This window comes from uncultured Dokdonia sp. (genome assembly GCF_937910895.1).
Classification (GTDB): Bacteria; Bacteroidota; Bacteroidia; order Flavobacteriales; family Flavobacteriaceae; genus Dokdonia.
The window spans coordinates 1-26,258 of record NZ_CALEMI010000017.1 but is presented as its reverse complement, the minus strand read 5'-3'; the positions used below and the strand labels follow the sequence as shown (position 1 = coordinate 26,258).

The 26,258-nt window shown below is 37.1% G+C and carries 23 protein-coding genes and 1 pseudogene; 17 read left to right on the top strand and 7 right to left on the bottom strand.

Going from position 1 to position 26,258, the window contains the following annotated elements:
- Positions 1 to 154: M24 family metallopeptidase (locus Q0505_RS01570; RefSeq protein WP_366519358.1), on the top strand; the 154-nt coding region annotated here is incomplete at its 5' end.
- An 18-nt stretch (positions 155 to 172) separates the two neighbouring features.
- Positions 173 to 769, top strand: a complete 597-nt coding sequence (locus Q0505_RS01565; protein ID WP_299208048.1) for a hypothetical protein — start codon at positions 173 to 175, stop codon at positions 767 to 769.
- 123 nt (positions 770 to 892) lie between these two features.
- Here the strand turns inward: Q0505_RS01565 and Q0505_RS01560 are convergent, their stop codons facing one another.
- Complete coding sequence (locus Q0505_RS01560; protein WP_299208046.1) at positions 893 to 2,239, bottom strand: cytochrome c peroxidase; 1,347 nt, start codon at positions 2,237 to 2,239, stop codon at positions 893 to 895.
- A gap of 429 nt (positions 2,240 to 2,668) precedes the next feature.
- On the bottom strand, positions 2,669 to 3,991 hold the full coding sequence (locus tag Q0505_RS01555) for an aspartate kinase (protein WP_299208044.1): 1,323 nt from the start codon (positions 3,989 to 3,991) through the stop codon (positions 2,669 to 2,671).
- A gap of 102 nt (positions 3,992 to 4,093) precedes the next feature.
- Between Q0505_RS01555 and Q0505_RS01550 the strand changes: the two genes are divergently transcribed.
- On the top strand, positions 4,094 to 4,762 hold the full coding sequence (locus Q0505_RS01550) for a hypothetical protein (RefSeq protein WP_299208042.1): 669 nt from the start codon (positions 4,094 to 4,096) through the stop codon (positions 4,760 to 4,762).
- A gap of 4 nt (positions 4,763 to 4,766) precedes the next feature.
- On the opposite strand, the gene brnQ is transcribed toward Q0505_RS01550, so the two are convergent.
- A complete protein-coding gene (gene brnQ, locus Q0505_RS01545) occupies positions 4,767 to 6,038 on the bottom strand; it encodes a branched-chain amino acid transport system II carrier protein (RefSeq protein WP_299208040.1) in 1,272 nt (423 codons plus the stop codon).
- A 36-nt stretch (positions 6,039 to 6,074) separates the two neighbouring features.
- On the opposite strand from brnQ, the gene Q0505_RS01540 reads away from it, so the two are divergent.
- Positions 6,075 to 6,848, top strand: coding sequence for an alpha/beta hydrolase (locus Q0505_RS01540; protein WP_299208038.1), 774 nt, complete (start codon positions 6,075 to 6,077; stop codon positions 6,846 to 6,848).
- Between the two features lie 197 nt (positions 6,849 to 7,045).
- Positions 7,046 to 7,294, top strand: a complete 249-nt coding sequence (locus Q0505_RS01535; protein WP_299208036.1) for a hypothetical protein — start codon at positions 7,046 to 7,048, stop codon at positions 7,292 to 7,294.
- A gap of 4 nt (positions 7,295 to 7,298) precedes the next feature.
- Here Q0505_RS01535 and thiL read toward each other — a convergent pair whose 3' ends face one another.
- Entirely contained in the window at positions 7,299 to 8,348 is a 1,050-nt protein-coding gene (gene thiL / locus Q0505_RS01530) for a thiamine-phosphate kinase (RefSeq protein WP_299208035.1), read from the bottom strand.
- 197 nt (positions 8,349 to 8,545) lie between these two features.
- Between thiL and Q0505_RS01525 the strand changes: the two genes are divergently transcribed.
- Genes Q0505_RS01525 through Q0505_RS01505 form a run of 5 tightly spaced genes read left to right on the top strand, consistent with a single transcriptional unit; the run spans position 8,546 to position 14,504 of the window.
- Complete coding sequence (locus tag Q0505_RS01525; RefSeq protein WP_299208034.1) at positions 8,546 to 9,964, top strand: choice-of-anchor B family protein; 1,419 nt, start codon at positions 8,546 to 8,548, stop codon at positions 9,962 to 9,964.
- Positions 9,961 to 11,220: a choice-of-anchor B family protein gene (locus Q0505_RS01520; RefSeq protein WP_299208033.1), complete on the top strand. Its 1,260-nt coding sequence runs from the start codon at positions 9,961 to 9,963 to the stop codon at positions 11,218 to 11,220. The genes Q0505_RS01525 and Q0505_RS01520 overlap by 4 nt, the downstream gene beginning before the upstream one ends.
- 17 nt (positions 11,221 to 11,237) lie before the next feature.
- Positions 11,238 to 12,662: a hypothetical protein gene (locus Q0505_RS01515; RefSeq protein ID WP_299208031.1), complete on the top strand. Its 1,425-nt coding sequence runs from the start codon at positions 11,238 to 11,240 to the stop codon at positions 12,660 to 12,662.
- A 7-nt stretch (positions 12,663 to 12,669) separates the two neighbouring features.
- Entirely contained in the window at positions 12,670 to 13,431 is a 762-nt protein-coding gene (locus tag Q0505_RS01510) for an MbnP family protein (protein ID WP_299208029.1), read from the top strand.
- Positions 13,431 to 14,504 carry a cytochrome c peroxidase gene (locus tag Q0505_RS01505; RefSeq protein WP_299208027.1) on the top strand — a complete coding sequence of 358 codons (1,074 nt, stop codon included), beginning with the start codon at positions 13,431 to 13,433 and terminating at the stop codon, positions 14,502 to 14,504. The genes Q0505_RS01510 and Q0505_RS01505 overlap by 1 nt, the downstream gene beginning before the upstream one ends.
- Here Q0505_RS01505 and Q0505_RS01500 read toward each other — a convergent pair.
- The 3 genes from Q0505_RS01500 to Q0505_RS01490 all read right to left on the bottom strand — a co-directional run bounded on the left by Q0505_RS01500 (position 14,501) and on the right by Q0505_RS01490 (position 18,247).
- Positions 14,501 to 15,178 (bottom strand): class I SAM-dependent methyltransferase, encoded by a 678-nt coding sequence (locus tag Q0505_RS01500; RefSeq protein ID WP_299208025.1) that lies wholly within the window; start codon positions 15,176 to 15,178, stop codon positions 14,501 to 14,503. The genes Q0505_RS01505 and Q0505_RS01500 overlap by 4 nt on opposite strands.
- Positions 15,179 to 15,194: 16 nt before the next feature.
- A complete protein-coding gene (locus Q0505_RS01495; protein WP_299208023.1) occupies positions 15,195 to 15,953 on the bottom strand; it encodes a sulfite exporter TauE/SafE family protein in 759 nt (252 codons plus the stop codon).
- Positions 15,954 to 16,189: 236 nt separating this feature from the next.
- On the bottom strand, positions 16,190 to 18,247 hold the full coding sequence (locus tag Q0505_RS01490) for a TonB-dependent receptor (RefSeq protein WP_299208021.1): 2,058 nt from the start codon (positions 18,245 to 18,247) through the stop codon (positions 16,190 to 16,192).
- 331 nt (positions 18,248 to 18,578) lie between these two features.
- Between Q0505_RS01490 and Q0505_RS01485 the strand changes: the two genes are divergently transcribed.
- From Q0505_RS01485 to Q0505_RS01455, 7 genes and pseudogenes are all read left to right on the top strand, one after another.
- Entirely contained in the window at positions 18,579 to 20,984 is a 2,406-nt protein-coding gene (locus tag Q0505_RS01485) for a hypothetical protein (RefSeq protein WP_299208019.1), read from the top strand.
- Between the two features lie 332 nt (positions 20,985 to 21,316).
- On the top strand, positions 21,317 to 21,646 hold the full coding sequence (locus Q0505_RS01480; protein ID WP_299208017.1) for an iron-sulfur cluster assembly accessory protein: 330 nt from the start codon (positions 21,317 to 21,319) through the stop codon (positions 21,644 to 21,646).
- A 137-nt stretch (positions 21,647 to 21,783) separates the two neighbouring features.
- A complete protein-coding gene (gene sufB, locus Q0505_RS01475; RefSeq protein ID WP_299208015.1) occupies positions 21,784 to 23,229 on the top strand; it encodes a Fe-S cluster assembly protein SufB in 1,446 nt (481 codons plus the stop codon).
- Positions 23,230 to 23,260: 31 nt separating this feature from the next.
- Positions 23,261 to 24,136, top strand: a complete 876-nt coding sequence (locus tag Q0505_RS01470; protein WP_299208013.1) for an N-acyl homoserine lactonase family protein — start codon at positions 23,261 to 23,263, stop codon at positions 24,134 to 24,136.
- 8 nt (positions 24,137 to 24,144) lie between these two features.
- Entirely contained in the window at positions 24,145 to 24,546 is a 402-nt protein-coding gene (locus Q0505_RS01465) for a hypothetical protein (protein WP_299208011.1), read from the top strand.
- 31 nt (positions 24,547 to 24,577) lie between these two features.
- The gene (gene sufC / locus Q0505_RS01460) at positions 24,578 to 25,330 is read left to right on the top strand and encodes a Fe-S cluster assembly ATPase SufC (protein WP_299208009.1); all 753 of its coding nucleotides are present in this window, start codon (positions 24,578 to 24,580) and stop codon (positions 25,328 to 25,330) included.
- An 85-nt stretch (positions 25,331 to 25,415) separates the two neighbouring features.
- Positions 25,416 to 26,258: pseudogene (locus Q0505_RS01455) on the top strand (hypothetical protein); the annotation flags it as partial.

Sequence of the window (26,258 nt, the reverse complement as noted above, 5' to 3'; positions counted from 1 at the left end):
CTTTACAGTAGAGCCCGGTATTTATATCCCAGCCGAGGGCATTGGCATCCGACTAGAAGATGATGTGGTGATCAATCAAAGTGGAGCTCCTTTTAACCTGATGCGCGATATCCCAATTACCGTTGAGGAGATTGAGGATTTGATGAATAAATAAGGTTACGTCTCAATAGTTATGAAGAAATTCTTAGTTCTACTATTAATTTTTATTCTTGCTGGATGTGGATTTAAGTACGAAAGAAATCATTCGGAATATTCTCAAGAGGAAATTGAGCAAAGAGCAAAAGTGTATTTTAATTATGAATTTGATTTTCAAAACATAGAAAATGAATATTATGTAGATAATAAAAAATTATCTATTGACAGTCTTAAAACCACATTACAATATTTCAAAAAAAAAGATTACAAAAAAATTGACTTTGAAAAAAAAGATTGCGAAGAAACCGAAACAAGAAAGAATTGCGGAATAACTCTAAAAATTCATACAAAACGGACTAAACAATCAGAAGAAGAAAAAAGAAAAATCCTTGAGCGAACAATAAATAATCTGAATGAATCGGTAAGTAAAATTCTTATTCGTCCAGATATATGTAATGAATGCAGGTTGGTTTTTATCAATTTCAAACCGTATCAAAATAGAGAAGCAAAAAAGGTATTGAATCAAATTCAAATAGAAAATATTGAATATATTGCTGAATATGATAAGCCGCTAAATCCATATTTTTTTGGCTCCATGGGAAAAGCGGGTTGGATACAAATTTGGACTAAATAACTGCTACAACTCTACACGCTTTCATGAAAGCGTACTTAACCAATAAAAAAAGTAAAAAACAACCGTAAGATTTCCTGAGATAAGGAACTATTACGGTTGTTTTTTTTATACTATAAATTTCTTTTAATCACACCCTAAATCTATTCTAGCGATAGGGTCATTTGCTGGAAAGCAAAAACCACTGTTAGACACTTCTGGCACATATCTGGTTAAGTCCCGATCTCTAAGCGCTTCCGATAAGAAAGCGGTAAGGTCGTCTATTTGAGTATCTGTTAATCCAAGTCCTCCAAATTCGTCTGCGAGTTGTCCAGATGGTACGGTTGTGTTTTGAGGTGTACCCTCATTTTTATAAGCAACCACCTCTCTTATGGATGTAAATGTGCTTCCGTGACCAAAGAATCCGCCATCTATCAAATTGTATAATGTTGGGGTTTTAAACTTATAGTCGTCTGCTGCGTTTCCTGTAAAATTACCTCTTCCTCTTGCAACTGCAGCGATGTCTACATTAGGCTTAATTACCGCATCAGGATCTCCATTAAAATCTCCAAAACCAAAGGCATGAAAAGCTTTGTCTTTTAACGCAGGCCCTGTATGGCATTGCACACATTTTCCTTGATCAAAAAAGACAACGGCGCCTCGTTTTTGTTTGTTAGTTAAAGCGCTTAGATCGCCTTTTAAATATTCTTGCCAAGGAGCTTTGTTAGACAGTAATGTTCTATTAAAAGCTGCAATTGCCAGTCCTGCTGTTCTTCTAGAATAGCGATCGGGCGCTGGGATATCTCCAAATGCCGCATCAAATAAATCTCTGTATCCATACGTATCTACAAAAGCTTCATCCACCAGTAATCTGTGCTCGTCTTGTCCTTGCATTGCTTGGACTTCAATCCCTTGAAATCCTTCAAAGTTTTCAGGAATAAGATCCCATCCGGCTTCGGTACCTTCATTGGTGCCTGTTCCTCCAAAACGACCATCCCATAAGGCAACATCTTGATAGGCTAAGTTTAATAAGGTAGGCACTCGTACAGGTTGTACATCTAGTGAATCTAAAGGCATCAAGGGATCTACAGAACGACCTTCCCCTTTAAGTCCAAAACCAATACCCCCTTCACCTATGCCTTGTCTTCTCCCTGAATTAAAGGCAGCTGCCACGGGATGACAGGTAGCACATGCGTATTGAAACTCACGTCCTTCTATCTTAGGAGCTCCTCCCATAGCCGTGTCGTGTAATAATAATTGCCCTAGAGCAACTTTTGCAGAAGTAATCGGATTTAAAGGATCTTGAGGAATCAATCCATAATCATCACTGTCTGGTAATATAAAAAATGAATTTCCCGCTCCTTCCGAAGCATCTAATAGTAAGTCACTTAACGTATCATCTATTAGTGACTGATTAATCTCTTGATAATCATCATCATTTTGACATGACACCAATAGTGTCAGTATTGCGATGCAAAAAATAATGCTTTTCATAATTTTTTATTTCGTGAATGTCCCCCTTTTGTGCACTAGTATGCTAGATAAAAACACACATTTGCACCTCAAACTTAAACTTTATTTTTGGAAAATTGACATTATTTAATATGCTTTTCATTAGAAAGTGTCTGTTTTGTGCATTGATTATTCGTTTGTAAAGGAATATTGACAATATCTTAAACACTTTAAGTCATAAAACATCTATTCCATCTCAAAATCGTTCATTTTATATCTCAAGTTGGTAGTTTGGGGTCGTTTTGTTTAACGATCATTGAAAGACAAGGAGTGTAAACAAGGGTATAAATATTTAATTATGGAGCGTGTTATTGCCTTGGTACGCTTTCGCGAAAGCGTAAAAAGGGAGATTACCTGAACTCGTAAATCTCCCATCAATAACTAATTAATCTAACTTCCTTTTCATTTATTTTATACAGTAACAGCATCAAAAAGATAAGTGTGTAACCGTTGTAGAGTTTCAATTTTATGATCCGAATGAATCAGTAGAGAAATATTATTATGACTTCCTCCATACGATATCATACGAATTGCTACATCTTGAAGGATTTGAAATAGCTTATGGGTTTGATGATGATAAATAATGGAATGACCTACTAGGCAAACAATAGCTTGCTGTTGATCTACTTCTACAAAAGAAAATCGCTCTAACTCTTCTACAATAGGGTCTAAATGTGTTGCATCATCTATGGTTAATGACACGGCAATTTCTGAGGTCGTAATCATATCTATAGACGTCTCATAGCGTTCAAAGATTTCAAAAATCTTTTTGAGAAATCCATGAGCAAGTAACATTCTACCTGATTTTATTTTTATCGCGGTAATGCCATCTTTTGCCGCAATGGCTTTAATGCCTTCGCCGTGAACGTTATTGGTAATTAACGTCCCATGAGCATTAGGCTTCATCGTATTTTTTAAGCGTACAGGAATATCTAGTTCGCGTACGGGTGTTACGGTTTGCGGATGTAAAATTTTAGCCCCAAAGTAGGCTAACTCGGCGGCTTCATCAAAAGATAAATTTGAGATGGGTGTTGTTTTCTCAACAAAACGAGGATCATTATTATGAAATCCATCGATGTCTGTCCAGATTTGGACTTCTTCTGCGTGAATTGCCGCGCCTATTATAGTCGCCGTATAATCACTTCCTCCTCGTTGCAAGTTAGAGACTTTCCCATCTACATCTAGGCATATAAAACCTTGTGTGATGTAGATATCGGCGGCTGGTAACTCATCCATACGACGATGGATATTTTGACGAATATAAAAAGTATCTGGTTCATGGTTTCTATCTATTCTCATAAAGTCCAATGCAGGTAATAACTGCACATTGATCCCTTCCTGACGTAAATAGGCACTAAATATATAGGTAGAAAGCAATTCTCCATAAGAGACAATCGTATTGTATGTAGATGGATGATATACTTGATCTATTGTTGATTTTAACGTAAAGAATATATCCTTCACATACGCTTGAACATCTTGTAGTATAACAGCATCAGAAAACAAGGATTGAATCGTAGTAGTGTACGAAACCTCTAGCGTATCTATACGTGTCACAGCACTACTTTTATTTCCCTCTTTTATGTCGTTAGAAATAGCCACTAAAGCATTGGTAGTTCCTGACATCGCAGACAGTACCACTATTTTTTTCTGCTGATCATTGACAATCTCCTTCACTTGAATCATATTTTCTACAGATCCTACAGAAGTTCCTCCAAATTTAAGTACACGCATTGTGAAAAATTTTATAAGTCAAATGTATTCTTATGAAAGATGGTAACCTCATAAATGAAAAAATTATTCTAATTTTACACAATATGTTATATAATTAACAAAATGAAAACAATAGCCTCTTGTGTCGCAGAAATCATTACTACACAACCCTTTATTGAAGAAGGATTATCTAGGAATATTATTAACTATTCTGCTCTGGCAGAACACTTACAGCCAATTATAGAGAAACGCTTACATAAGTCGGTAAAAGCGGGTGCTATTATGATGGCTTTGCGGCGTTATCATCCGCCGCTACATGCGAGTACAACAACCAAAATGCAACGTATTCTTAAAAACTTAGGAGATATTACCGTACGTTCTAATCTTACAGATTTTACGTTTCAAAACTCGCCAACCTTAATACGAAGTCACGCGAAAATTCTAGAACAAATCACAACGGATAGGCGTATTTTTTACGCTTTTACAAGAGGAATTTTAGAAAGTAATATTATTATCTCTTCTTCTGAAAAAGACAAAATCAGCGCTAGTTTTACGCAAGAAACACAATTAAGTATTCAAGAGAATCTATCGGCGATTAGTATTAATTTACCGCAAGATAATGCGACAGTACCTGGCTTATATTACCAATTATTTAAGCGCCTTGCCTGGGAAGGAATTGCGTTACATGAGGTGGTTTCTACCACCAATGAATTTACTATCCTCGTTAAAGATGCGATGGTAGACCGCGCTTTTTCTGTGATTAAAGGAATTAAGAGTGAAGAGCCTTCTTAACCAGCTACAGCTCGTTTTTTCTATAATGAATCAAATTAACAACAACAAACGTAAAAATCGCCGGCAATAACCAACCCAACGTAACGGTACCAAAAGGCAAAAATTCTTGTATGGGTTTTGTCATTTCAGTAAATCCTATAGAAGATAAGAAGTCTGGCAGACTGAATAAAATAGTGACCGCAACGACTGCTTTAAACACAAAAGCTGATGCATATTTCTCAGGAATTGCATTTAGAAATATAAGAACAATAGTAATCGGATAAATAAACATCAAGGCGGGTAATGCTACGACTATAATGGAGTGTACATTCAATTGTCCCATCACTACGCCTAACACACAACTTATCACCGCTGTTATCACGTACGCCAAACGAGAACCTTTAAATAATCCCTTAAAAAAGTCGGCAGTTCCGGTAACGATTCCCACAGCCGTAGTAAAACAAGCAAGGGCGACAAGGACACCTAAAGCAGTTCTTCCCATACCACCCAATGTATTATAACTTAGCTGACTCAATAATGCGGTTCTATTACTTATCTCCAGCGTGCCGCTATTGAATGCCCCAAGCGCAATGAGTCCAACATACATCACCACAAATCCCAATCCAGCTAATAGTCCAGCTTTGGCAATCACACGGGTACTTTCTTCTTTAGAAATACCTTTTAAGCTTAATGAAACTACCAGTACACCTCCTACTAACACACCGCCTATGGCATCAAACGTCTGATAGCCTTCCAGAATCCCACTCGTTAAATTACTTGCATAATCAGAGACTCCTAACGGCTCATAATCTCCAAAAAGACCGATACCTATAATAGAACCCAAAATAATTAAAATACCAGGCGTCAAAAACTTCCCTATAATATCCATGACTTTAGAGCGGTTGAGCACAAATACTAATACAAGTATAAAATAGAGCGTACTCAATTCCCAAGAAGTCAATTTAAAATAGGGCTGTATAGCTAGCTCATACGTCACCGAAGCTGTTCGCGGACTCGGAAACGATACCGAAATCACATAGACCACAAGGCTGTAGATAAATGCAAAAGCAGGCGATACTTTTTTACCAAAATCCATCATGGTCCCCTGCAACTTTGCATGTCCATAAATAGCCAAAATAGGAATCACCACTGCCGAAATCACAAATCCAACCGCCACCACCAACCATCCGTCGCCGGCTTTATACCCTAAAAAGGCAGGGAATATAAGATTGCCTGCTCCAAAAAACAGCGAAAACAACGCAAAAGCAGTGATAAAAGTTTGTTTGGAGAATCTCATGGGTTCGTTGATATTTGCGCATCAAGATAAGTCAAAATGAAGATTACACATAAAGGGAGTACTATTTTTTATACAGATCAAGGAGAGGGAGCTCCTATCGTATTATTGCATGGGTTTTTGGAGAATAGCACGATGTGGGACAGCTTGCTTCCTTTTCTCATTAAAAAATACAGAGTCATTTGTATTGATTTATTGGGACACGGCAATTCAGATTGCTTGGGATACATTCATACGATGCAGGACTTTTCTGATGCCGTATATACGGTTATGGATGCATTGCAACTCACCGATAGTAGTATCATCGGACATTCTATGGGGGGATATGTTGGGATCGCTTTCGCGAAAGCGTACCCAGAAAAAATAAAAGCTCTATGTCTCCTTAATTCTACCCCAGAAGCAGATCCTGAAGAACGGAAGCAATTACGCATACGAGCCAACCAAATGGCAAAAAAGCAGTTTGAACAACTTATCCGTATGTCTTTTGTAAATCTTTTTGATCCTACTTCTAAAGAACTACACGAGCATGCGATCACAGAAGCTTTGGAACATGCCTTACAAACTCCTGTACAAGGATATATTGCTTCCAACGAAGGAATGCGGTTAAGAGAAGACAAAACGAAGTTTTGGAAAAATGCCTCTTTTAAAAAGGGAATGATTTTAGGAGAAACGGATTGGATTATTGATGCTCAACAACAAAAAGAAAAATTTTCTTCTTACATAGACTATTTCTCCATCATTAAAGGCGGACACATGAGTCATATTTCAAATAGAGACAGGATGATTCAAGAGGTTTTAAACTTCATAGCTTAAACTTCTTAGGCTATAAACATTACATATTAGGGTTTTTAAAAAGTAAATTATTTTTAAAAGAGGATATAACACGAGATAACGCCTTAAAAAGTTGGCAAAATATTCGCATTTGTTAAAGTTTTAAGTATTTGGTCGATATTTTTGTGTTGTTTGTAGATTTTATTTACATTAGTACTCAAGTTAAAACCCCAATCCCCATGAATACAACTAAAACTAAAACCGAAGCTACCTACAGCCCTTTTTCAAACCTACAATGCAAAGTATTTGGTCATAAATACCGTATCACAAGAAGATATGAGTCAAATATTAAAGAATTTGAATGTGCAAATTGTAAAAAACAATTTACATTAGACGGATACGGTCATTATACACCACTTACCCCAAAATTGCGTCGCATTAATGAAGTGTATGAGAATTTTTATACAAGAAGATTAGCTACGCGCTAATCTTTTATTCAGATTGTAACGCATTCCAACCTCTTGCAACCAAAGGAATTTTAGTGCTAGCTCTTGTGATAAGATGAGCCCCTTCACTTTTCTCTGTCACGTGACCTATGACTGTAAAATTTGGATTTGCTTTAATTTTAGGATAGTCATCTTGAGCTATTGTAAATAATAGTTCATAATCCTCTCCGCCACTTAAAGCAATAGTCGTACTGTCAAGATCAAACTCTTCACAGGTACTTATGACTTGAGGATCTAGTGGGATTTTTTCTTCATAAAGATTACATCCTACACCAGAGTGCTTGCAAATATGTAAAATTTCAGAAGACAACCCATCACTAATATCTATCATAGCAGTAGGTACTACCTCTAGAGAGGCTAGTAATAAAACAATATCTTTTCTCGCTTCTGGCTTTAATTGGCGCTCAACAATATAGGCGTATTGCTCTAAGTCTGGTTGATTATTAGGGTTTACCTTAAACACTGCCTTTTCTCTTTCTAAGATTTGTAATCCCATATAAGCAGCACCTATATCTCCTGTAACCACAAGAAGGTCGTCAGGCTTGGCAGTATCTCGTCCAACTATTTTATCTTCGGTAGCATCTCCTATTGCTGTGATACTAATCACAAGTCCTGTGGTAGAAGACGTCGTGTCTCCACCTACCAAGTCTACTTTGTAATGAATACAGGCTGTTTGAATTCCTGCATACAAATCTTCTAACGCTTCTAAAGGAAACCGATTAGAAACCGCTATAGAAACCGTAATCTGACTCGCCATCGCATTCATTGCATATACATCTGACAGATTCACCATCACAGCTTTATACCCTAAATGTTTTAAAGGCATATAACTCAAGTCAAAGTGAACGCCTTCTACAAGAAGGTCTGTAGTCACCACGATTTGGGTATCTGGAAATGATAATACAGCAGCATCATCGCCTATTCCTTTTATCGTCGTTTTTTGACTGATTTTAAAATGTTCCGTAAGATGATCTATGAGTCCAAACTCTCCTAATTCTTCTAAAGAAGTTCGCGATTGATCTTTGTTTTCTAGCATAACCGCAAAGGTAACAAACAACCTTCTAAGGGTATAATTTTATATCCCATTTCAAAGTATTTATTCTTTATCACTAGGAATTTAAAGCGTTCATTTGTTATATTAAAGAATATTGACAAGTAATACTTGATCGGATATTTCAATTATACTACGTAAATTTTATAAGTTTACAGTAGTCCTAAACTAAAAACTATCCTATGAAATCTTATATAACTAAAATATGTGTTCTTTTTGGACTGCTGCAGTTTTCTACTATGATGATTGCACAAACCCCTTGCACAGGGAATATGGCGGGAGGGTTTCCTTGCGAAGGCTATGATTTACAAGACAGACTTACAACAGCTGAGATGGACTCTTCCTTTGCGAATGACAGTTGGGGATGGACAGATCCAGAAGATGGAACAGAATATGCCCTTATAGGTCTTACTAACGGAACTGCATTTGTTGATATTTCAGACCCTACCAATGTGATATACCTTGGTAAATTACCTACACATACGGGTAATAGCACGTGGAGAGATATAAAAGTATATCAAAATCATGCGTTTGTTGTAAGTGAAGCTTCTGGACACGGAATGCAAGTATTTGATCTAACACAATTGCGAGACGTTACAAATCCACCAGTTACTTTTTCTGAAACAGCGCATTATGATGGATTTGGAAATGCTCATAATATTGTCATTAATGTTGACTCTGGGTATGCGTATGGTGTGGGAACCCAAACCTTTTCTGGAGGTCCTCACTTTATAAATATTCAAGATCCAACCAACCCAATAGGTGAAGGCGGATATGCTGCAAATAGTTATAGTCACGATGCACAAGTAGTCACTTATAATGGTCCTGATGCTGATTATACGGGTAGAGAAATATTGATAGGGAGCAATGAAAATGAAATTGCTATTGTTGATATTACTGATAAGAATAATCCTGTAGAGATTTCAACGTCATCGTATCCAAATATAGGCTACACACATCAAGGTTGGTTTACCGAAGATCAACGTTATTTTCTTTTAGGTGATGAAATAGACGAGATAAATGTTGGATTTAATACCAGAACCATTGTTTTTGATCTTGAAGATTTAGATAATCCGCAGCTTCATTTAGAATATGAAGGCACCAACTCCTCTACAGATCATAATGGATATGTCGTCGGAAACTTATATTATTTAGCCAGTTACAGAGCAGGAATGAGAGTTATAGATATCTCAGACATTGCAAATCAAAACATGACTGAAATCGGTTATTTTGATACGGTCCCTAGTAGCGATAATGTAGGGACAACTGGTTTATGGAATGTGTATCCATTTTTTGAAAGTGGAAACATTGTTTTAAGCGGTAATAATGGGTTTACCCTTGTAAAACAAAACGAAGCCTTGAGCGTTACCTCTTTTGAGGTGTCTAATGAAACCTCTATGTTTCCCAATCCTTCCTCTGGTATCATAGATATAAACGCTAGCGCTTCCATAGGAGCAGTAACCATATACAATACCATGGGACAAGTCGTACATAAAACAGGCAGCAATACTAATCATATACAAGTAGATCTCACACATTTACAAACAGGACTCTATTTTGTAAAAACAAACAACAGCACACAAAAGCTACTCTTAAAATGAAATTAAAGCGCTTTCTTTTTCTGGTTATAATAGGTACTGCTTTCAGTTGTAGTGATGATGATAGTCGCACAGCACCTATTGTGGTGACTCCAGACACAGAAGAAGAGGAAGTGCCCACGTCTGTTGTACAAGATGGTCGTACTGTATGCGAAAACGGATTTGCAGGAATTTTTCCTTGTGATGATTTTGATCTCATGGCACAAATAGACCTTTCACAATTTGGAAACTCCGTAGGAGGAAATGATATCTGGGGATGGACAGATCCTGTCACAGGAACAGAATATGCCTTATTTGGAAGACGTGAAGGGGTTTCATTTATAGATATTTCAACACCCACCTCACCAAGAATTATTGGCTTTTTACCTACCGAAACCACTGCTTCCAAATGGAGAGATATAAAAGTATATCATGAGTATGCCTTTATCGTAAGTGAAGCTTCTGGACATGGGATGCAAGTTTTTGATCTTTCTCAATTACGAGCTATAGACCCAGACCAGAATATCACATTTACAGCTAGTGCTGTATATACAGAATTTGGAGACGCACATAATATTGTTATTAATGAACAAAACGCATTTGCCTATGCTGTTGGCACTAGTACATTTAGTGGAGGTCCTCATATTATAGATATTAGCAATCCGCTTGCCCCTACTTTTGCTGGAGGATTTTCAGGACAAGGATATACGCACGATGCACAAGTAGTGACCTACAATGGTCCTGACACGGACTATACAGGCAAAGAGATTTACATAGGGAGTAATGGGGATAAAGTCGTTATTCTAGATGTGACTGATCCAACAAATGTGATCCCAATCTCAGAAGTAGCTTACTCAAATGTAGGCTACACCCATCAAGGCTGGCTCACAGAAGATCACACCTACTTTATGGCAAATGATGAGCTAGATGAAACCAATGTAGGTTTTAATACACGTACGCTTTTATTTGATTTTACAAATCTGGACAACCCTACATTTTCAGGAACTTTCATTGGAGATACAGGCGCTACAGATCATAATTTATATGTAAAAGGAAACGAGATGTTTTTGTCAAATTACACACGAGGTGTCCGAGTGGCAGACATTTCAGATATTGCTACAGGAAACCTGGTAGATACGGGTTCTTTTGATACCTACCCCACAAACAATAACACTGCTTTTAATGGTGTCTGGAGTGTATATCCTTATTTTAACAGTAACAATATCGTTATTAGCGATATAGACGGCGGGCTGTTTATTATTAGAAGAACAGGAACCTAATCCTAAGAAAAAGAAAAATGAAAAAGTTGCTTTTTACGCTTTCGCGAAAGCGGATATTTACTCTACTACTCCTAATGATGTGTATCATAAGTTGTGGCGAAGATGACGTTTTACCACCACCAGAAAGTACTGATCCTGAAACAGAAGACCCTATCACAGATCCCGAATCTGACCCTGTAACCATCACGGTAGACTTTACAAATGTGTATGGCGGAAGCGAAGACGACACCTTTCACGATGTGACTGCCACCAACGATGGTGGTTTTATTGCATTAGGATATTCTCAAAGTATAGACGGTGATATTACAGACAATACTACTCAGGTAAATAGGTACTGGCTTGTAAAAACAGATAGTGAGGGGATTATACAATGGTCAAAAACCTACGGAGGAACCGATGATGATCGCGGCGAAGAAGTGATCCAGACATCAGATGGAGGGTATGCAATGATAGGCTATAGCAGAAGTAATGATGGAGATGTAAGCACGAATGAAGGATTTCAAGATCATTGGATCGTAAAATTAGATGCACAAGGAGAAATTGAATGGCAAAAAAGCTATGGATTTGCTGGTTCTGACCAAGCCTTTTCTATCATACAAACTTCTGATGGCGGCTATTTTACTTCAGGATTTCTAGATGTGACTGCTTCTAATGGAGAAGGAAATGACCTATTAGAAACCGAAGAAGAAGACAGCTCCAGAGCCACCTTACACGGTGTAGGTGAGTTTTGGGGACATAAACTAGACGCCAATGGTAACAAAGAATGGCGACGTTATTTTGGAGGCACAAACAATGATAGAGCGTATGCTACTTTACAAGCAGATGACGGAGGTATTCTTATGATTGGTGCAAGTGAAAGCAACGATTTTGATATTTCAAACGCTAAAGGAAGTTATGATTTTTGGGTGGTACGTATAGACGCTTCTGGTAATCTTTTATGGGAGCGCTCTTATGGAGGTTCAGAAATTGATATTGCGTATGCAGCTACAAAAACACCCGATGGCAATTATGTGATTGCTGGAGATACGCGAAGTAACGATGGAGATGTGACAGAATTTAATGGCAATGCCGATGTATGGGTGATCAAAATAAATGATCAGGGAACTTTACTTTGGGAAAAAACCTTAGGAGGCACCAACTTTGACACGGCAAGAGCCATCACTGCAACAGTAGATGGACTCGCTATTACAGGATCATCACGAAGTAATGATATAGATGTAACGGCAAATGCTGGTCAGAATGACATTTGGATTGCGCTGTTAAACACTGACGGTAATTTACAAGACCAACGATCTATAGGTGGAGATGGAATTGATTTTGGATTGGGGATTGCCTCAAATGATCAAGGCGCTATTATAGTCGCTGGAGAAACACAAAGCAATACAGGAGAACTTACAAGCAGCAACGGTTCGCTGGATGCTGTACTCATAAAAATAAATTAGAATTGCTATGAAAAAGTATTTTACACTCTTAGTAGGTATAGCTAGTCTACTTACTGCATGTAATAATGACGAATCAAATACAGCTACTCCAGATCCTGGAAGTCTTAGTCTGACATTTGAGAATATTGTAAACGGAGCTTCTTTATCGATGTCACCTACAACCTATATTAATAACACTAACGAGACCTACGCGGTAAGCGAATTAAAATATATTATCTCAAACATTAGATTAATCAAACCCGATAATTCAACCTATACCTATCCTGTAGAAGATAGCTACTTCTTAATCAATGAAGATGGTAACAAAACAGTAAATCTATCTAATATTCCTGTTGACACGTATGCTGGAATTACATTTGGTTTTGGTGTCGACCCTACCCAATACCCTATAGAATCTGGCACACTTAATTTTATCCCATTTGCCGAAGAAGCAGGTATGCTGTGGACATGGTCTGCGGGTTATAAATTCTTAAAATTTGAAGGGGTATACTCAAGCGCTACCGCTCCTGACGATGAAACAACATTTGTATATCACGTAGGAAGTCACGGTGCTAACCTTGACAACTATAAGGAAATCACGCTTTCATTTGGAGAGTTCCAAATAGCTAGCGAAAATACAATCTCACAGACCATACAGTTTGATGTTGCAAAAATATTCGATAGTATTTATACGCTCTCTTTAGAAGAAAAAAATGATGTTCAAGTAGACCCGATAAACGCTCCAAAAATCGCAGAAAACGTAAGCACTGCTTTTAGTATCTTAGAATAATGAAAATCACAAAATACCTCATACTCATTCTTTTTATCTGGAGTTGTAGTTCAGAGTCTGGTAATGGCGAATCCGTGATCACCACAGATGATGGACCTTTGACGGTTACAAACCCATTATTGGATTTTACAGTACCTGCTAATTTTCCAGATGCGACTTATAGCATCCTACAAAATCCACCTACCGAAAAAGGATTTGAACTCGGAAAAAAATTATTTTATGATGGTCAGTTAGCATCAGATGGCGTGGTTTCTTGTGGATTTTGCCATATTCAATCTTTTGCATTCACACATCACACACATATCACGAGTCATGGCGTAGATGGGCAGATAGGAACACGTAACGCACAGCCCTTACATAATCTCGCTTTTATGAATGAGTTTACGTGGGATGGTGCAGCTACATTCTTGGATACTCAACCTATCATTCCAATCACCTCTGAGGTTGAAATGAATGAAACCGTATCAAATGTCATCTTAAAACTCGCCGCCGATGATACATATCCTACGTTATTTGAAGAAGCTTTTGGATCTGAAGGCGTCAGTGCAGATCGTATGTTTAAAGCCTTGTCACAATTTATGGTTATGATGGTGAGTGCCAATTCTAAATTTGACAAACTAGAACGAGGAGAAGCCGTCACATTCACCGATCAAGAAAATGCAGGACGTGCTATATTTGATGCCAAATGTGCTTCCTGTCATGCGGGCGCATTGCAAACAGATCAATCCTATCGCAACAACGGACTCGCTATGGATCCTGTCTTTAATGATATAGGTCGTGAGCGGGTCACTGGGTTACCTGATGACAACCGTAAATTTAAAGTGCCTAGTTTACGTAATATAGAAGTCACCTTCCCCTATATGCATGATGGTCGTTTAGCTACACTAGAAGATGTACTCAACTTTTATACAGATGGTATGGTAGATAGTCCTACACTAGACGAGCAGTTTAGACGTCCCGATGGTACTTTTGGGATTGACATTACGCCAGAAGAAAAAGTGCAATTGATCGCTTTCTTGAAAACACTCACCGATAATGATTTTATAGAAGACAGACGCTTTTCTGAGTTTTAAAATGTTGTATACAACGTAGTTACAATAACGCCTTTATGATCATTTAACCTAGTAGATAGTAGTTGTTTTTCTTCTTTTACTTCAAAATTAAATGGCGGTAATAACACATTTAAACCACTTTGCTTTTTAAGTCTAGTTCCCTGCCCTGAAATAATGTCTTTATTAGGTGTGAAATCTCCTTCAGGCAAATGCTCTGTTAGAATGATATATTTAAAATGAGCGAACTTATCAACTGCACATTGCACCTCAGCATTTGATAAATGTTGTAGGACTTGCCGTACTAAAGCACAATCTCCAGAAGGTAGATCATCTTTTGCAATGTCCAAACAATGAAATTCTAGACGTTCTTCTTTAAACGTTGATTTATTATGCGCTATCAAATCTGCCACAATATCTATCGCTATATACTTCTTAGCATGCTTTACCAATTTTTTTCCTACATTAAAATCTCCACAGCCTAAATCACATACCACAAGAGGACTCTTAAAAGATGTCAAAAAGGAGGTGACCACAGCTATATATGGAACTACGATCTTAGGATGATGGGATCCTTCCCCTGAATAAAAATCAGATTCGTTGCTACCCCAAAGATTCATATCATACACTTGCTCCATAGCCGCTTTGGTGGGCCAAGGCTTTTTTATTTTTTTAGATTCAGCTTCTACCTTACTCATACATATACCTCAATCTCTAATCAAAAAACAACTTCACTATTGCTAGCACCAACACTATTATAAGTACATAATAAGCGATTTGATCTGCCCATTTACTTTTACTCGCAAATTTTGCAGTAAGATAGCCTCCTATGGTTTGTCCTACAGCTAGGATACTCCCTATTTTCCAGTCAACTAAGCCTTGAAAATGAAACATCGCTAATACAAATAGTGTATACGTGCCAATAACTAAACCTTTAAACGCATTACTTTCAATAATGTTTACCTTCATTCCTAACACCATGATAATAAGGAAAAATATACCCATTCCCATCTGGATAAAACCACCATAAAACCCGATAGCAAATAACACTGGAATCCATATAAACATATTGGGTTTATACTCCGAATCTGTTTCTCTCAACCATCGTTTAGGTTTCACTAAAACGGCAATCAACATAAATACCATCATAAAACGGAATACCGCTCTAAACTGTTCATTACTTACATTAAGTGCAAGGACACCCCCAGCGATTGCCCCTATAAAAATAGGCCACAAATACTTTTTTACATGGGTAGGGTTCAGTTTTCCATTGTTGTAAAATACTCCTGCTGCAACACTCGTTTGTGTAAAAACACCTATACGATTGGTGCCATTCGCGAGATTAGGTGGTAGCCCTAAAAGTTCGGTAAGAATCGTAAGTGTTATGGCACTTCCATTCCCCGCTAATGTATTAATTCCTCCAGCGAGCATGGCTCCAACGCTGGCAATTGCATATACTTGTAATTCGGTCATTTATGAGTTTATGAGTTTATGAGAAAAAACAATATATTCTTCTGAATAACAAATCTTTTATAAGTAATTTATACATCCTTTATATAGAGATTTACAAAATAAAGTATTACTCTATTTTTTACGCATCCCTAGTCTTTACTTCGACAAGCTCAGCACAAGTCTTCTTAGAAGAGGACTTTCAAAAATACTAATTAATAAATCGTATCTTATATACACTTTATTCAGCTAACAGCTAACTAAAACCTCACTTCAACCCCACCATATCCATTAAAACCTGGGGCAGGTTCAAAAAAACGTCCTCCAAATGCATTGATTCGTACGTTATCTGTATACTCCTGATTCAATAGATTATTAATGCCTACATAAGGACGTATGACTGCATTTTTATAGGTAAAATCATACCCTCCTCTCACATTGATGTTTTCATAACCTTTTACTTCTGCTTCATTACTATCATTTGCATATTGCAATCCTACGATGGATGCTTGTATTCCTGCATAAAATCCTTTTTCAGAACGATACTGAAGTCCAATATTAGCGAGATGTTTCGGGATGCCTGGTAATTCTTTTCCATCAAAAGCGCCGTTGGGAGTTGTAAAATTTCGGTATTTAAAATCTGAAAAAGTGTAGGCGGCTGAGACTGTCCACGCTTTCGCGAAAGCGTATACCCCTTCCACCTCAACACCATTACGATTGGTTCTTCCTGCGTTTCTAAAAAACGTGCGATCTGGAAAGGCTTCTAGTTCAAAAGGGACTAAATCATCTCGTGTATCTATCCGAAAAAACGCCAACTGATATCTAAAGGTTTTTGCAAACTTCCCTTTAAAACCAATTTCATAACTCGTTGCTTTTTGCGCTTCTAAGGCATCATTAAATCCTTGTTCGTCACTTGGATTTGCGGATAGTTCTGACAAGGCTGGAGTCTCAAAACTTGTCGCAAAGCTGCTATAGATACTATGTGTGCTCGCGCCTTCCCGTCTGGCAGGTAGGAAAGCGTAATTGATCCCAATACTGGGGTTGAATGCGTTTAAGACAATATTATCTGAGTCGTCGCCATTCTCCAAGAAAGCATCGACTGCCGTGAGTTTATTATAATCAAAGCGAATGCCTCCAGTGAGATACCATCGGTCAATTTCCAAATGATCTGTGACATAAACTCCAAGGTTGGTAAAGCGTTCTTTTTGATCAAAGGTTAGATCACCTTGCGTCCCTTCTAGATTTCTGAAACGTTGTCTATCGTCATTTTGATAGCCAAAATCATAGCCTGCTCTTAAAGTATTTTTCCCTTTTGAATAGATGATACTAGCACCTTGTCCGATATAATCTCTTCCTAGATCGACGATTCCCCCAAACTCAAAAGGCAACTTTCCATCAAACTGCCGGTTGTTATAAAACAAATATCCTTCTACAGTCGTGTATTTGTTTCTTTTCCAAGTTGTACTCAACCCTACTTTAAACTGACGGATGCTTTCGCCTGTATCAAAAAGGACATTCTGTGCTCTCGCCTGTCTTCGGTTTTCTTGCACAGCTTCTAATGTCAAACTTCCAGGGTCATCTGCCTGTGGAGAGTCACTATAATTAAGAAGCGCTTTGATGATCAATTTATCACTGACTTTAAAATTTGCTTTAAAGTTGGTGTTTACTTGTTTGAAGCCACTTTGATCTCGATACCCATTAGAAGCAGCATAACTCCCGTGAAAAATATAGGTAGCATTTTCTGCATTGATTCCGCCCGTGGCTTGAAAATTTTGAAACCCATAAGAGCCGATACTTCCTTTCCACTGAGAGAATGGTTGTTCTATCTCATCAATCGTTTGGATGTTAATTACCCCTCCTGAAGCATTTCCATATAAACTAGAGCTAGGACCTTTTAATATTTCGATACGGTCTATGATCCCTAAGTTAAGATTATCCAATTGTCCTTGTCCATCTGGAGTGGTTTCTGGAATACCATCTACAATCAATTTTATACCGCGAATCCCAAAAGCAGATCGTGCGCCAAAACCCCGTATGGAGATCCGTAAATCCTGTGCGAAGTTGTTTGTATTTTGGGCAAAAAGTCCTGAGCTTTGTTGGGTATATTCTTGCAATGACAGTTGTTGTCTTGTCGCATCGTCTGGGGTGGCTTGATACACAGATACCGCTGCAGGCAATTTTTGAAGCGTACTATTAATACGAGAAGATTGTATAAAAACCGTATCTAGTTTTTGTGAAGGAATTGTATCAGTTTGCGCATATCCCCATTGAATTAGAAGGACTAAGAAACTAAAAGATAAAAGGAAACTCTTTTTCAAAGGATATATTTTTCTTGAAAAGTACGCTCTTGTGCAGAGAACTCAAAATTAAAATTGCAAATTAGTGGCATCCCACTAAGACACAAGACCGCTTCGCTGTTAGACATAGGACACAATACTTAATTGGTAATCATTTGAGAAATAGCTCTAACTAAATATGTTTTCTTTAGCTCCGAAACAAATTTCGAGGTATTAGATTGTGCCTCTTACTGAAACGAGTTCAGTAACAGTGAGATTAGTTTAACCAATCGTTTTAAATTTTTTGCTTTCCAACGCGATAAAACAGTATTTCACTAATAAAAACTATCTTTAGTATACTAATTCACTACTGATGATACGATGGTTTAAAAAGCTCAAGAAATGGGCGTACGCTACATTAGAAAAAATCACTCCTGGTAAAACAGCTGTAAAAGGAGCTTCTATCGCCTTACTGATTACTTCCATAACCTTGTTTTTAGTATTTGCTATATCTAACACCTTAAACGGAGGTGATCCATGGTTTTTTTTATTTTTCATAGTACTTAGTATCGCATGTGTACTAACCGTCTATCTATCCTTATGGGGAATTAAAAAATTTAATAGCATACCAAAAAAATACAAACGTGCTGTATTGATTGCGATTCCTTTATTCCTTTTTTCACTTGCTTTTGAAGAAATCTATATGATAGCTGCTGTTGTTATTACATCATTACTAGGTGCCGCCATAGCCATCATTTTAAAAGGGAGATTTAAAAAATTAACCACTCCTAAAAAGGTTGTAACGATTCTAGGCGTTCTTATTGGTTTAGGAGGATTAATAGGTGCGATTGCAGCCTACACCCCTAAAGGTTTTGAAACGAAACCTATCATCAATGCAGCATCCCTCAACAAAGATCAAATAAAAAACATACAGGCTTCTTCTCCCGCCGAAAAAGGCACGTATACCGTAAAAACACTTACCTACGGTAGCGGTAAGGATCTACATCGACCAGAATTTGCAGAAAATGTCACTATCAAAACCGATAGTGTCAATGGGGTTGCCTTCTTAGATAATTGGGAAGGTTTTAGCGGTTGGTATAGAGAACAGTATTGGGGGTTTGATGCAAAATCATTACCTGTAAACGGCTATGCATGGTATCCTGAAGGCGAAGGCCCTTTTCCATTAGCGCTCATCGTACATGGAAATCACTCTATGCAAGATTTTTCAGATGTAGGTTACGGGTATCTGGGAGAATTACTGGCTTCACGCGGAATCATATTTGCATCAGTAGATGAAAATTTCCTGAATTATTCTTGGTCAGATATCCCCGATGGATTGGACGAAGAAAATGACGCTCGCGGATGGATGTTATTAGAACACTTACGTGTATGGCAAACATGGAACAATGATAAAAACAGTCCCTTTTACAAAAAAATAGACACGACAAAATTAGCCCTTTTAGGCCATTCTCGAGGTGGTGAAGCAGTGGCACATGCTGCATTACTTAATAAGATGCCGTATTATTATGATGATGCTACGATTCCATTAGATTATAATTATACCATCCAATCTATTGTGGCTATTGCTCCTGTAGATGGGCAATACGAACCGGGTGATGCAAGTACAACCCTAAAAGACATTAATTATCTTGTATTACATGGAGCTCAAGATGCAGATGTAACTTCTTTTGCTGGATCTAAACAATATGAGCGCATTACTTTTTCTGATAGTACCGATTATTTTAAGTCGGGAATTTATATTCAAGGCGCCAACCATGGGCAATTTAATACCAGTTGGGGAGATAATGATACGGGTGGATTTATGCCAACAAAGTTTTTAAATAATACACCCTTACTTTCTAAAGAAGATCAAGAAAAAATTGCGCAAGTATATATAAGTGCATTTCTAGAAACCACGCTAAAAGATAACAAGGTATATCAACCTTTATTTACAGATGCTCGAAAGGGAAAAGATTGGTTGCCAGAAACCATCTATTTGAATCAATATGAAGATGCTAGTTTTAAAGTGTTAGCAAATTTTGATGAAGATTTTGATGTGAGTACCACAACCACAAAAAAGGGAGCTATTTCTTCAGAATACCTCTCGGTATGGCGGGAACAAGAAATCAAACTTAAATGGGGAGAAAAAGGCAGTCGCGCTGCGTATTTAGGGTGGTATTATGATGATCTAGAAGAAGGTGATATCATTCCAGATTCAATACCAAGAAGCAGCTATACGATTAAAATAGCAACTCCATTAAAAGCTATAGATAGTACTAGTTTGTTTACCTTCTCTATGGCTGAATCAACAGAAGATGCTAATCCAAAGTCAAGAGGAAAATGGATAGACGAGGATCCCGAAGAAGATGAAAAAGATGAAGCACTAGAGAATGAACAATCTGATAACGAAGAAGAAAATGAAGTAGATGAAATCGACGAAAGTGAGGAAGAGGAAGAAGAAGAGGATAAAGACAAACCTAAAGAGCCTATTGACTTTTCCATACAAATGACAGATGCTTCTGGGGAAGTCGTCTATTTTCCGCTAAGTCAATTTTCAGCGTTGCAACGCGAACTCAACGTGCGGATTTGGAAGTCTCAGTTTATCACAAACGAAGATGAATCTGAAAATATATTTCAGACGTTTTCGTATCCACTTATCGATCTCATAGAAGATAATCCTTCCTTTGATCTGTCTACGCTTCAGAGAATAGATTTTATTTTTGATAAGACACTTGAGGGAGTGATTGTAATAGACAACATTGGTTTTAGAAAAGAATAAGTACACTTCTACTGCTCATAAGTATGCTCCTGCCTGCTAGCAGGCAGGTTCGCGAAAGCACACGCAGTCCCTAATGTCTTTATATCCTGAATTTTACATAAATTATATAGCACAATAACAGAGCGAATCAATGACTAAAACTGCTTTATATACTAATGAATACTCGTCTTTATAAGGGTTATTGTGTGAATGTATAAAGAGTTTTTAATCCTAGCCACTTTTTTCTTCCCTTAGGCATAAGAAATAGCTATGCTGATATATGTTAGAATAATGTTAGGTTCTATGGAAAAAAGCTACTTATCGCGTATATTTGCATATTATTTAGAATCATTATGATTAAAGTAACAACAGAAGCAAAAACAAGAATCGCGGGTCTTATGCAAGACGACGGGTATGATATCGCTACAGACTATGTAAGAGTAGGTGTAAAAAGCGGTGGATGCTCTGGTTTATCGTATGATTTACATTTTGATAAATCTCAGGCAGAAGATGATAAAGTTTTTGAAGACAATGATGTACGCTTAATAGTAGATAAGCGTAGCTTTTTATATCTCATTGGTACCACACTAGAATATAGTGGCGGTCTTAATGGAAAAGGATTTGTCTTTAACAACCCGAATGCACAGCGTACTTGTGGATGCGGAGAAAGTTTTTCACTATAATACAACCTAACGGGCTGACGGGAGGATAAGAAAGTTTAGAAATAAACGCACCACCTTTTTGTTCTCCTAAGCCCTGTTATGTATAGAATAACTCATAGAAGTAACTGATTTTAAAAATCGGTGATAGCACAAAAAAAATGGCATATACTGAAGACGATTTAAGAGAAGAATTAAAAACCAAAGAATACGAATATGGTTTTTTTACAGATATAGCATCTGAAACATTTCCTATAGGACTAAATGAAGATATCGTTCGCGCAATTTCTAAGAAAAAAGAAGAGCCAGAATGGATGACAGAATGGAGACTAGAGGCTTTTAAAGTTTGGAAGGAAATGAAAGAACCAGAATGGGCAAATGTGCGTTATGAAAAACCAGATTTTCAAGCCATTGCTTATTATTCTGCTCCTGTAGCTATAGATCCTAACAAAACACTGGACGATGTAGATCCAGATTTACTGGCGATGTACAAGAAGTTAGGCATCTCTGTAGATGAGCAGAAAAAGATGAATAATGTCGCTATGGATATTGTTGTCGATTCTGTTTCTGTAGCCACCACATTTAAAAAGACGCTTGCCGAAAAAGGAATTATTTTTATGAGTATCTCTGAAGCTATTAAAGAGCATCCAGAACTTGTAAAAAAATATATCGGTACTATCGTTCCAACAAAAGACAACTTTTATGCGGCTTTAAATAGTGCTGTGTTTAGTGATGGTTCTTTTTGTTATATCCCAAAAGGGGTACGTTGCCCTATGGAATTATCTACCTATTTTAGAATCAACCAAGGAGGAACCGGTCAGTTTGAAAGAACACTTCTTATTGCAGATGAAGGAAGTTATGTAAGTTACTTAGAAGGGTGTACTGCGCCTAGCCGTGATGAGAACCAATTACACGCTGCTGTTGTAGAGCTTATCGCCTTGGACGACGCAGAGATCAAATACTCCACAGTACAAAATTGGTATCCAGGAAATAAAGAAGGAAAAGGAGGAGTTTATAATTTTGTAACCAAGCGTGGTCTTTGTGAGAAAAATGCAAAAATCTCTTGGACTCAAGTAGAAACAGGAAGTGCTGTGACTTGGAAATACCCTAGCTGTATTCTTAAGGGAGACAATTCTGTAGGAGAATTTTATTCTATTGCAGTAACCAATAATTACCAACAAGCAGATACAGGAACAAAAATGATACACTTAGGGAAGAATACTAAGAGTACCATTATTTCAAAAGGAATCTCTGCTGGAAAATCTCAAAACTCCTATCGCGGTCTTGTAAAAATAAGCGCGAATGCAGATAATGCTCGTAACTTCTCACAATGTGATAGTTTATTAATGGGAAATGCTTGTGGTGCACACACCTTCCCATACATTGAAGCAAAAAATAAATCTGCTCAAGTGGAGCACGAAGCGACCACAAGTAAGATCGGAGAAGATCAAATCTTTTATTGTAACCAACGTGGTATTGATACAGAAAAAGCAATTGCACTTATTGTAAACGGTTTTAGTAAAGAGGTACTTAACAAACTTCCTATGGAGTTTGCGGTAGAAGCTCAAAAATTACTAGAAATCAGTTTAGAAGGAAGTGTAGGATAATCATACCTATATAACTATTTAGCCAAAAAATATGAAAAAAATATTCGCATTCGTTGCTATTGCATTAGCCATCATCTCTTGTAAAGAGTCTTCTGTAGACAACAAAGAAGTTCAGGAAGAAGTAAAGGCTCCTGCAAAACCAGCAGTTGCACTCTATACCTTTGACGGAGGTTCTGTCGGTGCCAACAACTTAAACTTATTTGCACAAGGGGACACCTATAAAGGAGAATCAAAACAATTGGCAGATGCTTTTTATGTGATCAAACATCCAAAAGGTGTTTTATTATGGGATACAGGACTTCCTGAGAATCTTGTAGGACAAGATCCATACACCACGCCTGATGGTGCCTTTACGATTTCACGTAAAGACTCTATTCTCAATCAGCTGGCTACGATTGGAATCACCAAAAAAGATGTAGATTATATTGCATTCTCACATATTCACTTTGACCATACGGGCGCTGCAAATCATTTTGCTGCATCCAAATGGCTCGTACAGAAACCTGAATACGCATTTGCTACAGGAGAAGATATCAAAGGAAATGGGTTTTACGCACCAGACTCTTTTAATGCCTTGACCAATGTAGTAGGACTTAATGGAGATCATGATGTTTTTGGTGATGGTAGTGTGATTATAAAATCAATGCCAGGGCATACGCCAGGGCATCAAGTACTTTTTATAGATTTACCTGAACACGGACCAACATTACTTTCTGGAGATATGTATCACTTCCAAGAAAATCGAGAGGAAAAGATAGTCCCTGTTTTTAATTATGACCTAGAGCAAAGTAAAACCGCGATTGCCGATTTTGAAGCTTTCGCGAAAGCAAAAAAAGCAACCGTATATATTCAACACGAGCCTGCAGACTTTGCCAAAATGCCTGTAGCTCCAAAAGCACTTAACTAACAAACCTTATGAAAAAAATTGTTATACTATTTGTTCTAGCAGTGAGTTTTATAGGCTGTAAAAATGAAACCAAAACTGGAGAAGTTTCTACAGAAACGACTACACAAAACAACGATAGTTCCCTTAAAACTATTGAAGGAGAATTCCTTTTTGTAGATGGTGCAGGTGTCATTATGGGTAAAAATTTTATTTACGGAGTTGCCTTAAATGAAATGACCGAAACATTGATCAAAGAAGTTTCATCAAAACAACGGGATAAGTTTGATATGGTTCCTGTTATCATCAAAGGAGAAATCAATCCTAAACCAGAAGGCAGTGATATTTGGGAAGAGATTGTAACGATTAAAGAAATCATTAAAGTGCTTTCTCCTAAAGGAGAAGCACCTATTAAAATAGAAACAGGAAAATAATCTACCTGAAACAAAAAGAAATAAGCACATTATGTTAACAGTAAAAAACCTACACGCAGGTATCGAAGAAAAAGATATTCTAAAAGGAATCAATCTTGAGATTAAAGCTGGTGAAGTACACGCAATTATGGGTCCTAATGGTTCTGGAAAAAGTACATTAGCATCTGTTATAGCTGGAAAAGAAGAATATGAAGTTACAGATGGTGACATTGCTCTTAACGGAGCATCTATTTTAGAAATGGACCCTGAAGAACGTGCACATAAAGGTGTATTTCTCTCTTTCCAATATCCAGTGGAAATCCCTGGCGTATCGGTAACAAACTTTATCAAAACAGCTATCAATCAAAACCGTAAGGCAAAAGGGCTAGAAGATATGCCTGCAAGTGATATGCTTAAAATGATCCGTGAGAAATCGGAGCTTCTTGAAATAGATCGTAAGTTCTTATCAAGATCCCTTAATGTGGGATTCTCTGGAGGTGAGAAGAAACGTAATGAGATTTTCCAAATGGCAATGCTAGAGCCTAAACTCGCTATTCTTGACGAGACAGATTCTGGACTAGATATCGATGCGTTACGTATTGTAGCCAATGGCGTAAATAAATTGAGAAGCGAAGACAATGCCGTACTCGTTATCACACATTACCAACGTCTTTTAGATTATATCGTTCCTGATGTAGTACACGTACTTATGGATGGTAAAATTGTAAAAACCGGTGGGAAAGAACTAGCACACGAGCTAGAAGAAAAAGGATACGACTGGCTTAAAGAGGAAGTAAACGCATAAGTTATAAGTTAAAAGTTAAAAGTTAAAAGTGTTTTATATGCTTAAACTCACGACTCACAACTCATAACTCATAACTAATAAAGACATGAGTTTAAAAGACAAATTAGTAAGTTCTCACATCGTTTTTCAAGACAGTCTTGATCCAGACTCTCCTATATATGATGTACGAGGAAATGCTATAAAAACATTTGAAGTAGAAGGCTTTCCTACAAAAAAAGAGGAAGCTTGGAAATATACATCACTCAATAGTATTTTAAAAGAAAACTATAACATCTTCTCTACCAAGAAATCTTCTTTAGATTTTAAAGATGTAGAACGTTATTTTATTAATGATATAGATACGTATAATATTGTTTTTGTAGACGGTATTTTTAATGCACATCTATCCTCAACAACACACGACGGTATTGATGTTTGTACGATGAACTCTGCGCTTACAAAACCTAAGTACAAGCAAGTCATTGATGTATATTTTAATAAACGATATACAAGTGACCCCGATAAATTACAATTAGATGGCTATTTACCAGCAAATCCATTATATAAGACAGATGAATATTGGTTACCAAGAAGAACCGCATTTTTCTTTTGGTTATTGGATTTTAATAAAACTATTTACGAACCACCAGTAGTTAAAGCAAGAAGTAAGGAATTCCTAATGGAATGTAATATCCCTTTGGTAGTGTTTCAAAATACGATAGAAAAATGTGATTATGATAAGACTAAAAATACACTAATCACGGCTGCTGAATTTTTAGATATTATCAGACATAGTGAAGAGTTTAAATATCTAGAGAAACAAGAGAAAAAAATATATACTAAGAATAAAGTAATAGATTTTTTCAAAAATACCTTCTTTGATGACTATAAGGTTAAGATGAATACCTATCATAATAATAAAAGAACTAGTATTAATAATTGTATTACT

Coding starts and splice junctions, on each gene's coding strand:
- Q0505_RS01565 (WP_299208048.1), top strand. CDS start 173: ATGAAGAAATTCTTAGTTCTACTATTAATTTTTATTCTTGCTGGATGT.
- Q0505_RS01560 (WP_299208046.1), bottom strand. CDS start 2,239: ATGAAAAGCATTATTTTTTGCATCGCAATACTGACACTATTGGTGTCA.
- Q0505_RS01555 (WP_299208044.1), bottom strand. CDS start 3,991: ATGCGTGTACTTAAATTTGGAGGAACTTCTGTAGGATCTGTAGAAAAT.
- Q0505_RS01550 (WP_299208042.1), top strand. CDS start 4,094: ATGAAAACAATAGCCTCTTGTGTCGCAGAAATCATTACTACACAACCC.
- brnQ (WP_299208040.1), bottom strand. CDS start 6,038: ATGAGATTCTCCAAACAAACTTTTATCACTGCTTTTGCGTTGTTTTCG.
- Q0505_RS01540 (WP_299208038.1), top strand. CDS start 6,075: ATGAAGATTACACATAAAGGGAGTACTATTTTTTATACAGATCAAGGA.
- Q0505_RS01535 (WP_299208036.1), top strand. CDS start 7,046: ATGAATACAACTAAAACTAAAACCGAAGCTACCTACAGCCCTTTTTCA.
- thiL (WP_299208035.1), bottom strand. CDS start 8,348: ATGCTAGAAAACAAAGATCAATCGCGAACTTCTTTAGAAGAATTAGGA.
- Q0505_RS01525 (WP_299208034.1), top strand. CDS start 8,546: ATGAAATCTTATATAACTAAAATATGTGTTCTTTTTGGACTGCTGCAG.
- Q0505_RS01520 (WP_299208033.1), top strand. CDS start 9,961: ATGAAATTAAAGCGCTTTCTTTTTCTGGTTATAATAGGTACTGCTTTC.
- Q0505_RS01515 (WP_299208031.1), top strand. CDS start 11,238: ATGAAAAAGTTGCTTTTTACGCTTTCGCGAAAGCGGATATTTACTCTA.
- Q0505_RS01510 (WP_299208029.1), top strand. CDS start 12,670: ATGAAAAAGTATTTTACACTCTTAGTAGGTATAGCTAGTCTACTTACT.
- Q0505_RS01505 (WP_299208027.1), top strand. CDS start 13,431: ATGAAAATCACAAAATACCTCATACTCATTCTTTTTATCTGGAGTTGT.
- Q0505_RS01500 (WP_299208025.1), bottom strand. CDS start 15,178: ATGAGTAAGGTAGAAGCTGAATCTAAAAAAATAAAAAAGCCTTGGCCC.
- Q0505_RS01495 (WP_299208023.1), bottom strand. CDS start 15,953: ATGACCGAATTACAAGTATATGCAATTGCCAGCGTTGGAGCCATGCTC.
- Q0505_RS01485 (WP_299208019.1), top strand. CDS start 18,579: ATGATACGATGGTTTAAAAAGCTCAAGAAATGGGCGTACGCTACATTA.
- Q0505_RS01480 (WP_299208017.1), top strand. CDS start 21,317: ATGATTAAAGTAACAACAGAAGCAAAAACAAGAATCGCGGGTCTTATG.
- sufB (WP_299208015.1), top strand. CDS start 21,784: ATGGCATATACTGAAGACGATTTAAGAGAAGAATTAAAAACCAAAGAA.
- Q0505_RS01470 (WP_299208013.1), top strand. CDS start 23,261: ATGAAAAAAATATTCGCATTCGTTGCTATTGCATTAGCCATCATCTCT.
- Q0505_RS01465 (WP_299208011.1), top strand. CDS start 24,145: ATGAAAAAAATTGTTATACTATTTGTTCTAGCAGTGAGTTTTATAGGC.
- sufC (WP_299208009.1), top strand. CDS start 24,578: ATGTTAACAGTAAAAAACCTACACGCAGGTATCGAAGAAAAAGATATT.